Below are 11,901 nucleotides of genomic sequence, written 5' to 3'. Positions count from 1 at the left end.
AGCATCGATGACATGAGGGCCCGGCCGGCGAGGCGGCCGGGCCCTTGTGGTGCCCCGGGGACTTCGGGCCGCGCGAAGGCCCGGAAGTCCCGTGCGGGGCGCCCCGGGCCGCGGGACAGTGGTCACAGAGCGGCACCATCACGAAGGGCAGGGGGACGAGATGCTGAGGGTTCCCGTCGGCGGGCGACGCCTGGACATCCTGGAGTGGCTGCGGGACCCCGCCGCGCACTTCCCGACCGAGCGCGGCGGGTCTCTCGCCGAGTACGGCGTCGACGTGGCCGCCCTCGCCGTCAAGCTCGGTGTGAGTCACGCCGTCGCCCGCACCCACCTCGACGTCCTCGTCGGGGTCGGGCTGCTGCGGGCGAGGAAGGTCGGGCGGCGGACGTTCTACAGCCGCGACGAGTACCGCATCGCAGAGGTGCGGTCCCTGTTCGAGAAGGGCTGGTAGGGCGGGGAGGAAGGGGGGACGGGCGACGGTGCGTGCGCCCGAGCCGGTGTGGGGTGACGGTGCGTGTGTTCGAGCGGGCACATGGGCGACTCCTTCGCCCCCGCCGCCCCTATCCATGCCACCAGGGGCTCCGCCCCGGCCCCCACCAGGGGCTCCGCCCCTGGACCCCGCCAAGGGGCTCTGCCTGCGGGGCGCGGCCATGGGCTCCGCCCTCTGAATCCTCGCCAGGTGGGGGTCCGCCCCCCGGGGCCCCCAGTCAGGGGCCTTGCTGCGCGGTCAAGTGTGCGAGGGCGGTGGGATCGGCGTTACCCTGTTCAGCGGCCGCGATCATGTGTCGTGGCGCGGCGGTGGGGCCCGCCGTACCCGAACCGCGGCGCAGGCGCCGCCAACGGTCCCTACTTGCGATGAGGTGTGCCCGGGGGCCCGGGCCCGGCGAGTAGGAGAAGTACGTCATGACAGTCCCGCATCCCGAGCGCGTCGACAGTCCGGATGCCGCCGCACGGCCGACACCTCGCCCCACGTCCCCCTGGCACGGCCAGGCCCCGGTCGTGGCGATGGTCTCGCTCGGCGGAGCGATCGGCGCCACCGCCCGGTACGGGGCCGCGCGGCTGTGGCCCGTGGAGACGGGCGGGTTCCCCTGGACCACGTTCTGGGTCAACGTCATCGGATGCGCGGTGATCGGCGTCTTCATGGTCGTCATCACGGACGTGTGGGCGGCCCACCGCCTCGTGCGGCCCTTCTTCGGCACCGGTGTGCTGGGAGGGTTCACCACCTTCTCGACGTACGCCGTCGACATCCAGAAACTGGTCGACACGGGTCACCCCGGAACCGGCCTCGCCTATCTCGTCGCGACCCTGTGCGCGGCGCTCGCGGCGGTATGGCTCGCGGTGACCGCGACCCGCCGCGCCCTGGTACGGAGGCAGCGATGACACGGCTGACGGGCAGTGCCCTACGGGTGACGATCTTCATCGGTGAGAACGACATCTGGCATCACAAGCCGGTGTACTCGGAGATCGTGCACCGCGCCCACGCGGCGGGCCTGGCCGGCGCGAGCGTCTTCCGCGGTGTCGAGGGCTTCGGCGCCTCCTCGCTGATCCACACCTCACGGCTGCTGTCGCTCAGCGAGGACCTGCCGGTGGCGATCGTCATCGTGGACACCGAGGACCGCGTCCGTGCGTTTCTGCCCCAGCTCGACGAACTCGTCGGCGAGGGGCTGGTGATCCTGGACGACTGCGAGGTGATCCGATATGTGGGACGCGACCCCGAATCCGGCAATACGGGCAAGAAAGGTAAGAGGTAGTTGTGAACTGGCTGCTGGTGATCGTCGGCGGAATGGTCGGCGCACCCCTGCGCTATCTGACCGACCGTGCGGTGCAGACCAGGCACGACACCGTCTTCCCCTGGGGCACCTTCGCGGTCAACGTCGTCGGTTGTCTGATCCTCGGCCTGCTGACCGGCGCGGTCGCCGCGGGGGCCGCGGGTTCCCACCTCCAGCTGTTCCTCGGGACCGGCCTGTGCGGGGCGCTGACCACGTACTCGACGTTCTCGTACGAGACACTACGGCTGACCGAGACCGGCGCGGGCTTCTACGCTGCGGCCAACGTGCTCGTGAGCGTGACGGCCGGGCTCGGCGCGGCGTTCGCGGGGGTTTCGTTCGCCCAGGCCGTATGGGCCTAGACACCGGACGTCACTCGCGCGTAGTAAGACTGTCTACAGCACTGTCGACCAACATGTCAGAATCAACTCCTCAGACCTAGAACTGGATCCCATGAGCGTCATCAACGTCGGTCAGGCCGTCGTCCTCGGAGTCGTCGAGGGAGTGACCGAGTTCCTCCCCGTCTCCTCCACCGGCCACCTCAAGATCACCGAGGGGCTGATGAACATCCCGGTCGACGACAAGGCCGTCGTCGGGTTCTCGGCGGTCATCCAGGTCGGAGCGATCGCCGCCGTACTGGTGTACTTCTTCAAGGACATCGTGCGGATCGTCTCGGCGTGGGGCCGGGGACTGCGCAACCGCGAGGAGCGGCAGCACCACGACTACAAGTTCGCGTGGTGGGTCATCTACGCCACCATTCCGATCGTGATCGTGGGCCTCGCGGCCAAGCCCCTCATCGACGGACCGCTCGCCTCCCTGTGGGTGGTCGCGGGCTCGCTGATCGTCGGCAGTGGTGTGATGTGGGTGGCGGACCAGATGGGACGTCACAAGCGCGGTGAGGACGACACGTCGTTCAAGGACGCGATGCTGGTGGGCTGCTCGCAGATCCTCGCGCTCCTCTTCCCGGGCTTCTCGCGCTCCGGCGCCACGATGTCGACCGCGCTGATCCTCGACCTGGACCGGGTGGCGGCCACCCGCCTCTCCTTCTTCCTCGGCATCCCCGCCCTCACCGGCGCCGGTCTGTACGAGCTGAAGGACGCCCTGGGCACGGGGGTGGGCGCCGCGCCGCTCGCCGTCGGCACGATCGTCTCCTTCGTCGTCGCCTACGGGTCGATCGCCTGGCTGCTGAAGTTCGTCGCCAAGCACTCCTTCAACGCCTTCGTGATCTACCGGATCGTGATCGGCCTGGCGCTGTTCGGGCTGCTGGCGAGCGGGTCGCTCGCCAGCTGATCACGGAAACAGCAGCTCACAGGGGGTGCGAAGCCGGTTTACAGGCTTCGCACCCCCTGAATGTTTCTTTTCACTCCCCTTGACAGCCCCCTCTTGTCACCCGCAGGATCACCCCCGTGAACCTGTCAGACAGCCAGACAGGTGGATCGGTGCCGCGGCGCGTCAGCGCCATGGAAGCGGTGCTCACCCACCTTCGCAGCGCCATCGAGCGCGGTGAATACGCCATCGGCGACAAACTCCCCTCCGAGGCAGAGCTGTGCCGCCGCCTGGAGGTCAGCCGGCCGGTGCTCCGCGAGGCGCTCCGGGCCCTGCAGGTGATGGGCCTGACCGTGTCCCGTACGGGCAAGGGCACCTTCGTGGTCGCCAACACGGTCGAGGACCCCACCTTCGGCGACTACGCGGCGAGCGACCTGCTCGAGGTGCGCCGTCATGTCGAGATCCCGGTCGCGGGTTACGCGGCGGCGCGCCGCACCCCGGAGAACCTCGACCACCTGGCCCATCTGCTGGACCGGATGGAGCGGGAGACCGACACCACGGCGTGGGTCGCGATGGACACGATCTTCCACATCGCGGTCGCCGAGGCCTCGCAGAACCCGGTCTTCCGCAGGGTCATCGAAGAGATCCGGGACGCGCTGGCCCGCCAGTCCGCCTTCCTCAACGAGCTCGGCGACCGGCGTGACCAGTCCAACCGCGAGCACCGGGCGATCGTCGAAGCGCTGGTCGACGGCAGTGAACACGACGCGGTGGAGGCGATGTCCCATCACCTCGACCGCGTGGAGACCACCCTCACCGACATCGTGCGCCCCACGCGTACGGACACCCCCACGGAAGGCGGACCCGAGGCGTGAGCGAGCAGTCCCTCAAAGACGAGGCCATATCGGCCGGCGAACCGGCCGCGCACGTCGACGCCGGAGACCACGGCTACAGCAAGTCGCTGAAGCACCGGCACGTCAACATGATCGCCATCGGCGGCGCCATCGGCACCGGCCTCTTCCTCGGCGCCGGCGGCCGCCTCGCCGACGCCGGCCCCTCCCTCTTCGTCGCGTACGCGGTGTGCGGCGTCTTCGCCTTCCTCGTCGTGCGCGCCCTCGGCGAACTCGTCCTGTACCGGCCGTCCTCCGGCGCCTTCGTGTCGTACGCCCGGGAGTTCCTGGGGGAGAAGGGCGCGTACGTCGCGGGCTGGATGTACTTCCTGAACTGGGCCACCACCGGTATCGCCGACATCACCGCCGTGGCCGTCTACACCCACTACTGGGGCATGTTCTCCGACATCCCGCAGTGGGTGATCGCGCTCATCGCGCTCGCCGTCGTCCTCACGGTGAACCTGATTTCCGTACGCATGTTCGGCGAACTGGAGTTCTGGTTCGCGATCATCAAGGTGAGCGCGCTCGTCGTCTTCATGCTTATCGGCATCTTCCTGCTGGTCACCCAGCACCCCGTCGACGGCACCACCCCCGGCCCGACGCTGATCACCGACAACGGCGGAATCTTCCCCAACGGCCTGCTGCCGATGCTGCTGATCATCCAGGGTGTCGTCTTCGCCTACGCCTCCGTCGAACTGGTCGGCGTCGCGGCGGGCGAGACGGAGAACCCCGAGAAGATCATGCCGAAGGCGATCAACTCGATCATGTGGCGTGTCGGCCTGTTCTACGTCGGCTCGGTCGTCCTGCTGTCGATGCTGCTGCCCTGGAACAAGTACAGCGCGGGCCAGAGCCCCTTCGTGACCGTCCTGTCGAACATCGGCATCCCGGCGGCGGGCGGCGTGATGAACCTGGTCGTGCTCACCGCGGCCATGTCGTCCCTCAACTCCGGTCTGTACTCCACCGGCCGCATCCTGCGCTCGATGGCGATGTCGGGCTCCGCGCCGAAGTTCACCGGGGTGATGAGCCGCAGCCAGGTCCCGTACGGCGGCATCCTGCTCACCAGCGGCATCTGCGTCCTCGGCGTCGGCCTCAACTTCGTGGTCCCCGCCGACGCCTTCGAGATCGTCCTGAACTTCGCCGCCATCGGCATCCTCGCCACCTGGGGCATGATCATGCTCTGTCACGTGCTGTTCTGGCGGAAGACCCAGCGCGGCGAGCTGACCAGGCCGAGCTACCGCCTGCCCGGCTCCCCGTGGACCGAGATCGTGACGATCGGCTTCCTCGTCTCCGTCCTCGTCCTGATGTACGCCGACGGGGGCGCGGGGCGCACCACCGTGCTGTGTCTGCCGCTGATCGCCGTGGCGCTCGTCGCCGGGTGGTACGGGGTGCGCCGCCGGGTCTCCGGCATCCGTGACGGAGCGGACGCGTGAGCACGAGCATGACGTACGCCGCTTCGATCGCCGCCGCCCCGGTGATCCGCGAACCCCTGCACGCCCCCGTCGCCCAGCTCGTCCGCGGCGGAGTCGTCGAAGGCATCCACTACGGTTCAGTGGTCGTGCTGGCCGCCGACGGCGGTGTCGACCTCCAGATCGGGGACGTCGAGGCCGCGTTCTACCCGCGCTCGGCGCTCAAGCCCGTCCAGGCGGTGGCGATGCTGCGGGCGGGACTGCCGCTGGAGGGCGAGTTGCTCTCGCTCGCCGCGGCCAGTCACTCCGGCGAGGAGCGGCACCTCGCCGGAACCCGGCGGATCCTGGAACTGGCCGGCGTCACCGAGGACGACCTGCGCAATGTGCCCGACCTGCCGTACGACCCGGTCGTGCGGGACGCCTGGATCCGCGAGGGGCGACTGCCGTCCCGGCTCGCGCAGAACTGCTCCGGCAAACACGCCGCCATGCTGATGACCGCCCGCCTCAACGGCTGGTCCCTCGACGACTACCTCGACCCGGCCCACCCCCTCCAGCAGGCCATCGCGGAGATCGTCGAGGACCTCACCGGGCAGGCGATCGCCCAGGTCACCGTCGACGGGTGCGGGGCGCCCCTCTTCTCCGTCTCGCTGCACGGGCTCGCCCGCGCCGCCGCCCGGATCACCACCGCACCGGCCGGCACCCCCGAGGCGCGCGTCGCCGACGCGATGCGTGAGCACGCCGAGATGGCGTCCGGCTCCGGCCGCGATGTCGCGGCGCTGATGAGGGCCGTGCCGGGGCTGCTCACCAAGGACGGCTTCGAAGGCGTCCAGATGGCGGCGCTGCCGGACGGCCGGGCCGTCGCCGTGAAGATCGCCGACGGAGCGGACCGGGCGCGCGGGCCGGTGGCCGCGGCGGCGCTCGTGCGTGCGGGGGTCGCCCCGGCGTCGCTCGCGGAGTTCGGCTCCGTGCCGTTGCTCGGGGGCGGTGCCGTTGTGGGCGGGCTTCGCCCGGCCCGGGTGCTCGATCCGCTCTCGGGCTGAGCGCGCGACCACGGTCGTGGGGGTGCGGTGGCCGGTGCGGGTCCGTTGTGGCTGGTCGCGCCCACGCGGCGGAGCCGCAAATTGTCACAGCCTCGCGCCCCTCAGGTTCGTGCGCCTCAGGGCTGGATCAGCGACTCGCCCCTGACCGGCCCGCCCGTACCCCTCACCCCATCCACCCTCACCCCTCCGAAAGAGGACCGCTCAGTCATGACCGTCGCCGTAGCGCACCGCAGTGAACACGATCTGCTCGGGGACCGTGACGTCCCGGCCGAGGCGTACTGGGGCATCCACTCCCTGCGCGCCACCGAGAACTTCCCCATCACGGGAACGTCGATCTCCGCCTACCCGCATCTGATAGAGGCCCTGGCCGCCGTCAAGGAGGCCGCCGCCCGTGCCAACGAGGAACTCGGCCTGCTCGAGCCGGAGAAGGCCATGGCCATCGTCGCGGCCTGCCGCGAGATCCGCGCCGGCAAGCTGCACGACCAGTTCGTGGTCGACGTCATCCAGGGCGGCGCCGGTACCTCGACGAACATGAACGCCAACGAGGTCGTGGCCAACCGGGCGTTGGAGCTTCTCGGCCGGGCCAAGGGCGAGTACCGGTACCTGCACCCCAACGAGGACGTCAACCTCGGCCAGTCGACCAACGACGTCTACCCCACCGCCGTCAAGGTCGCCACGGTCTTCGCGGTGCGCGAGCTGCTCAAGGCGATGGCCGTGCTCCAGGAGGCGTTCGCCGCCAAGGCCTTCGAGTTCCGTGACGTACTGAAGATGGGGCGTACGCAGCTCCAGGACGCGGTGCCGATGACGCTCGGGCAGGAGTTCTCGGCGTACGCGGTGATGCTCGACGAGGACCGCACCCGGCTCGCCGAGGCCGTCGAGCTGATCCACGAGATCAACCTCGGCGCCACCGCCATCGGCACCGGTCTCAACGCCCCCGCCGGATACGCGGAATCAGCCCGCCGCCACCTCGCCGCGATCACCGGACTGCCCCTGGTCACCGCCGCCAACCTGGTCGAGGCCACCCAGGACTGCGGCGCCTTCGTCCAGATGTCCGGCGTGCTCAAGCGGATCGCCGTGAAGCTGTCGAAGAGCTGCAACGACCTGCGGCTGCTGTCCTCCGGGCCGCGCGCGGGCCTGGGCGAGATCAACCTGCCGCCCGTACAGGCCGGTTCGAGCATCATGCCCGGCAAGGTCAACCCGGTGATTCCCGAGGTCGTCAACCAGGTCGCCTTCGAGGTGATCGGCAACGACGTCACCATCACCATGGCCGCGGAAGCGGGGCAGCTCCAGCTCAACGCCTTCGAGCCGATCATCCTGCACTCCCTGTCCGAGAGCATCACCCACCTGCGCGCCGCCTGCCTGACCCTCGCAGAGCGCTGTGTCACCGGGATCACCGCCAACTCGGAGGTGCTGCGCGCCGCGGTCGAGAACTCCATCGGCCTGGTGACCGCCCTGAACCCGTACATCGGATACACGGCCGCCACCGACATCGCCAAGGAGGCCCTCGCCACCGGGCGCGGTGTCGCCGAACTCGTCCTGGAGAAGGGCCTGTTGCCCCCCGATCGGCTGGCGGCGCTGCTGCGGCCCGAGGTGGTCGCGGGCAGCGGCACCCCGCAGACGGTGTGACCCGATGCGCACCCGGACCGGCCCGGCGGCACAATGGTGATCATGGCTGTGTCTTCGTCGTATCCGCCGTATCCGTCGTCCCCGACCTTCCAGCCGGTCCTGGAGCGCATCGCCACCGAGATCGGGCGGACACCCGGCCGCGGGCGGCCCGCCGACTACATCCCGGCGCTGGCCGCCTGCGACCCCCGGAGTTTCGGCATGGCCGTGGCCGAGCTCGACGGCACGGTGTACGGCGTGGGGGACTGGCGGCAGCCGTTCTCCACGCAGTCCATCACCAAGGTCTTCACGCTCGCGCTCGACCTGGCCCGGGAGGGTGACGAGTTGTGGGAACACGTCGGCCGTGAGCCCTCCGGCAACCCCTTCAACTCGCTGGTGCAGCTGGAGTACGAGAACGGCATCCCGCGGAATCCCTTCATCAACGCGGGTGCCCTGGTCGTCACCGACCGGCTCCAGACCCGTACCGGCGACGCGGCCGGCACCCTGCTTGCCTTCCTCCGAACGGAGAGCGGCAACGCCGGCCTCACCTTCGACAAGGAGGTGGCCGCCTCCGAGGCCACCCACGGCGACCGCAACGCGGCCCTCGCCCACTTCATGGCCTCGTACGGCAACATCGACAACCCGGTGCCGGCCCTCCTCGAGCAGTACTTCCGCCAGTGCTCGATCGAGGCGTCCTGCGCCGACCTCGCCCTCGCCACCAGCTTTCTCGCCCGGCACGGCCTGCGCGCCGACGGCTCCCGACTGCTCACCCAGAGCCAGGCCAAGCAGGTCAACGCGGTCATGCTGACCTGTGGCACGTACGACGCGGCGGGCGAATTCGCCTACCGCGTCGGCCTCCCCGGCAAGAGCGGCGTGGGCGGCGGCATCATCGCGGTGGTCCCCGGCCGCTGCACCCTGTGCGTCTGGAGCCCCGGCCTGGACGAGCGGGGCAACTCGGTGGCGGGAGTGGCGGCCCTGGACCGCTTCACGACACTGACGGGCCTATCGGTCTTCTGAGCCACCACCCGGAGGTAACGCCGCATCCCCCGCCCGGAGGGCACCCCGTCGCTTTCCGGCCACCCACCCTTGACACGCTTGCCAAGTGTTGGCCAAGGCTCCCCTCGATCTCCACCGCTGTCAGGCCCTGGGCCTGACCGGCACCGCCTTCCTCGCGCTCGGCGGTGAGACGGCCGGCGCCCTGCCCACGCGGGACTTCCTCGCCCCCGGCTCCGCGCGTGCCGTACTCGGCGTGGTCGGGGTCTACTTCGGCGTCGTCCTGCTGATCGCCGCGTGGGCGCTGCTCGGCAAGGTCGTACGCGGCCCGCAGCCGCCGACTCCGCGCGCACTGCTGCTGGTGCTCGCCGCGTGGGCGGCGCCGCTGCTTCTCGCACCGCCGCTGTTCAGCCGGGACGTGTACAGCTATCTCGCGCAGGGCGCCATGGTCGACGCGCACATCGACGTCTACGCCAACGGGCCCGCGCAGCTCGGCGGCCCGCTCGCCGACGAGGTGGCGCCGGTGTGGCAGCAGACCGCGACGCCGTACGGCCCCGTCTTCCTCGCCGTCGCCTCCGCACTGTCCGGCCTCACCCGCGGGGAGATACCGGCCGGGCTGCTCGGCATGCGCCTGGTCGCGCTGCTCGGCGTCGGGCTGATGGCGGCGGCGCTGCCCCGCCTCGCCCGGCACAGTGGTGCCGATCCGGCCGCCGCGCTGTGGCTCGGCGCGCTCAACCCGCTCGTCCTGCTGCACCTGGTGGCCGGTGCGCACAACGACGCCATCATGCTCGGACTGCTCGGCGTCGGCCTGGTCGCCGCGCGCGGCCGATGGCACCTCCTGGGCGTCGTCCTCATCACCCTCGCCGCACTGGTCAAGGCGCCGGCCGTGCTCGGCCTGCTGGCGGTGGTGGCGATGCGCGGGCGCCGCGGAGTGCTGCGTACGGTCCTGACCACGACCGGGGTCGCGCTCGCCACCACGGCCGTGGTGACCGCCGTGACGGGCACGGGGTACGGCTGGATAGCGGCCCTGAAGACCCCCGTCTCCCCGCAGAACTGGTCGCCCACCAGCGTGCTCGGCCGCGCCACCGGCGCCCTGCTCAAGGACCTCGGCAGCGGCCTCGCCCCGCTGGCGATGCCCGTTTGGCACGCGACCGGGCTGGTGGTGACCGTCCTGGTCGTCCTGTTCATCTGGCTGCGCCTGCGGCCTGGCCCCATCTACGCGCTGGGCCTGAGCCTGGGCGCGGTCGCCGTGTTCGGTCCCGCGATCCGGCCCTGGTACGCCCTGTGGGGCCTGTTCCTCATCGCCGCCGCGGCGCCCAACGGTTCGGTGCGCCACCGGGTCGCGGCCGTCAGCGGTGTCCTCGCGCTCGCCGTACTGCCCAGCGGCGGCCCGCCGGACGTCGATCAGGTGGTGCTGGCCGTCTCCGGCGGCGCGCTCGCCCTGGTCGTGCTCTGGCAGGCCCGACAGGCCGCCCGGGCCGAGGCGTCGGCGCGGCCGCCGGTGCTGGGACGGACGGCATGAGACCTCTGGACACCGACGGCCGGCGCCTGCTCGGACTGCTCTCACTCGCCGTCGCGGTGGGCGTGTTCACCGCGACCGTGCCGCTGCTGCGCGACTGGTTCGACCTGCGTGTCTACTACGGCACCGTCGACGCCTGGGTCCACCACGGCGGCCGCGTCTACGACTACTGGGTGCCGGGAACCACGTACGGATTCACCTATCCGCCGTTCGCGGCCCTCACCATGCTGCCGATGGCGCTGGTCGGGCTGCGCACGGCGATCGCCGTCTCCGTGGTGCTCAATCTCGCGGCACTGGCCGTCGTGGTGTGGATCCTGGTCGGGCCCGCGCTGCGCCGCTACGGCTGGTACGGCTGTGCCCTCGCGGCCTGTCTGCTGGCCCTGCTCGAACCGGTCCGCGACACCTTCAGCTTCGGGCAGGTCAACCTCCTGCTGCTGGCCCTCGTCCTGAGCGACGCGTGGCTGCTGTCCACCGGCCGGGGCCGCCGGGCGGGCGTCGGCATCGGGCTGGCCGCCGCGATCAAGCTCACCCCCGCGCTCTTCATCGGCCTGCTGCTGCTCGGCCGCCGCTGGCGCGCCGCCGGGGTCGCGACGGCCGTCGCCGTGGCGGCCACCGGTCTCGCGGCCTGGGCGGCGCCCGACGCCTCGCGTTTCTACTGGTCCGAGGCGCTGTGGGACACCAACCGCATCGGACGTCTCGCCTATGTCTCCAACCAGTCCTTGCAGGGCGTCCTGGCCCGGCTCGCCGCACCGGACGAACCGAGTCGGCCCGTGTGGGCGGCGGTCGCCCTGCTGGTCCTGTGCGTATGGGCACGGCGGACCTCGCGGGCGCTGGCCGACGAGGACTGGACGGCCGCGTTCGCCCTCACCGGTCTCGCCGCCTGCCTCCTCAGTCCGATCACCTGGGTGCACCACCTCGTCTGGCTGCTCCCGTCCTTCGCCGTACTGCTGCACCGGCGCCGTGCGCGGGTCGCGGCGGCCCTCTACGTGGTGTTGTGCAGCAGCGTGGTGTGGCTGTGGTTCGACGACTCCTCCGGCCTCGACGGATTCCTCGGCAGCAACACGTACACGTGGATCACGCTGGGGCTGCTGCTGTGGCTGCCGGCCGGTCAGTCGCGGGTGATCCGCACGCCCTTGAGACGCAGGGCGAGGGCGACTCCGCCCGCGCCGAGCGCCGCCGCGCCCAGGACCCCGGCCGCCTCCGGCCATCCGGAGCCGTCGCCGTTCGCGGACCCGGCCCTGGCCTGTACGGGCGAGGCGCCCGCCGCGGGGTCGGGCCGGGTGTCGACGAGCGATCCGACGGGTTTGACGTGCCCGGCGGCCGCGAAGCCCCAGTCGAGCAGCGAGCGGGCCTCCTCGTACACCGTGGTGCCGCCGCCCGTCTGAGGGTTCATCACCGTGACGAGGAGGGTGCGTCCGCCCCGGT

General features: G+C 70.9%; 12 protein-coding genes. All 12 read left to right on the top strand.

The window, feature by feature from the left end; genetic code table 11:
* Positions 1–160 precede the first annotated feature (160 nt).
* The gene (locus tag OG568_RS07090) at positions 161–448 is read left to right on the top strand and encodes an ArsR/SmtB family transcription factor (protein WP_329530764.1); all 288 of its coding nucleotides are present in this window, start codon (positions 161–163) and stop codon (positions 446–448) included.
* A gap of 452 nt (positions 449–900) precedes the next feature.
* Entirely contained in the window at positions 901–1,377 is a 477-nt protein-coding gene (crcB, locus tag OG568_RS07085) for a fluoride efflux transporter CrcB (RefSeq protein ID WP_329530763.1), read from the top strand.
* Entirely contained in the window at positions 1,374–1,748 is a 375-nt protein-coding gene (locus OG568_RS07080; RefSeq protein WP_329530762.1) for a DUF190 domain-containing protein, read from the top strand. Before crcB (OG568_RS07085) ends, OG568_RS07080 begins: the two co-directional genes overlap by 4 nt.
* A gap of 2 nt (positions 1,749–1,750) precedes the next feature.
* Positions 1,751–2,125 (top strand): fluoride efflux transporter CrcB, encoded by a 375-nt coding sequence (gene crcB, locus OG568_RS07075; RefSeq protein WP_266632624.1) that lies wholly within the window; start codon positions 1,751–1,753, stop codon positions 2,123–2,125.
* A gap of 91 nt (positions 2,126–2,216) precedes the next feature.
* The gene (locus tag OG568_RS07070) at positions 2,217–3,053 is read left to right on the top strand and encodes an undecaprenyl-diphosphate phosphatase (RefSeq protein WP_266425961.1); all 837 of its coding nucleotides are present in this window, start codon (positions 2,217–2,219) and stop codon (positions 3,051–3,053) included.
* Positions 3,054–3,223: 170 nt separating this feature from the next.
* Positions 3,224–3,901 carry a FadR/GntR family transcriptional regulator gene (locus OG568_RS07065; RefSeq protein WP_329536286.1) on the top strand — a complete coding sequence of 226 codons (678 nt, stop codon included), beginning with the start codon at positions 3,224–3,226 and terminating at the stop codon, positions 3,899–3,901.
* Complete coding sequence (locus OG568_RS07060) at positions 3,898–5,346, top strand: amino acid permease (protein WP_329530761.1); 1,449 nt, start codon at positions 3,898–3,900, stop codon at positions 5,344–5,346. The genes OG568_RS07065 and OG568_RS07060 overlap by 4 nt, the downstream gene beginning before the upstream one ends.
* Before the next feature lie 8 nt (positions 5,347–5,354).
* On the top strand, positions 5,355–6,362 hold the full coding sequence (locus tag OG568_RS07055) for an asparaginase (protein WP_329536285.1): 1,008 nt from the start codon (positions 5,355–5,357) through the stop codon (positions 6,360–6,362).
* A 207-nt stretch (positions 6,363–6,569) separates the two neighbouring features.
* Positions 6,570–7,988 carry an aspartate ammonia-lyase gene (gene aspA / locus OG568_RS07050; protein WP_329530760.1) on the top strand — a complete coding sequence of 473 codons (1,419 nt, stop codon included), beginning with the start codon at positions 6,570–6,572 and terminating at the stop codon, positions 7,986–7,988.
* 33 nt (positions 7,989–8,021) lie between these two features.
* Positions 8,022–8,981 (top strand): glutaminase, encoded by a 960-nt coding sequence (locus tag OG568_RS07045; RefSeq protein WP_329530759.1) that lies wholly within the window; start codon positions 8,022–8,024, stop codon positions 8,979–8,981.
* Positions 8,982–9,066: 85 nt separating this feature from the next.
* On the top strand, positions 9,067–10,479 hold the full coding sequence (gene mptB / locus OG568_RS07040) for a polyprenol phosphomannose-dependent alpha 1,6 mannosyltransferase MptB (protein ID WP_266588847.1): 1,413 nt from the start codon (positions 9,067–9,069) through the stop codon (positions 10,477–10,479).
* Positions 10,476–11,861 (top strand): glycosyltransferase family 87 protein, encoded by a 1,386-nt coding sequence (locus tag OG568_RS07035; protein ID WP_329530758.1) that lies wholly within the window; start codon positions 10,476–10,478, stop codon positions 11,859–11,861. Before mptB ends, OG568_RS07035 begins: the two co-directional genes overlap by 4 nt.
* Positions 11,862–11,901 lie beyond the last annotated feature (40 nt).

This window comes from Streptomyces sp. NBC_01450 (assembly GCF_036227505.1).
In the GTDB taxonomy this organism is placed as follows: domain Bacteria; phylum Actinomycetota; class Actinomycetes; order Streptomycetales; family Streptomycetaceae; genus Streptomyces.
The sequence above is the reverse complement of the archived record's forward strand: the minus strand, read 5'-3'. Positions and strand labels throughout refer to the sequence as shown.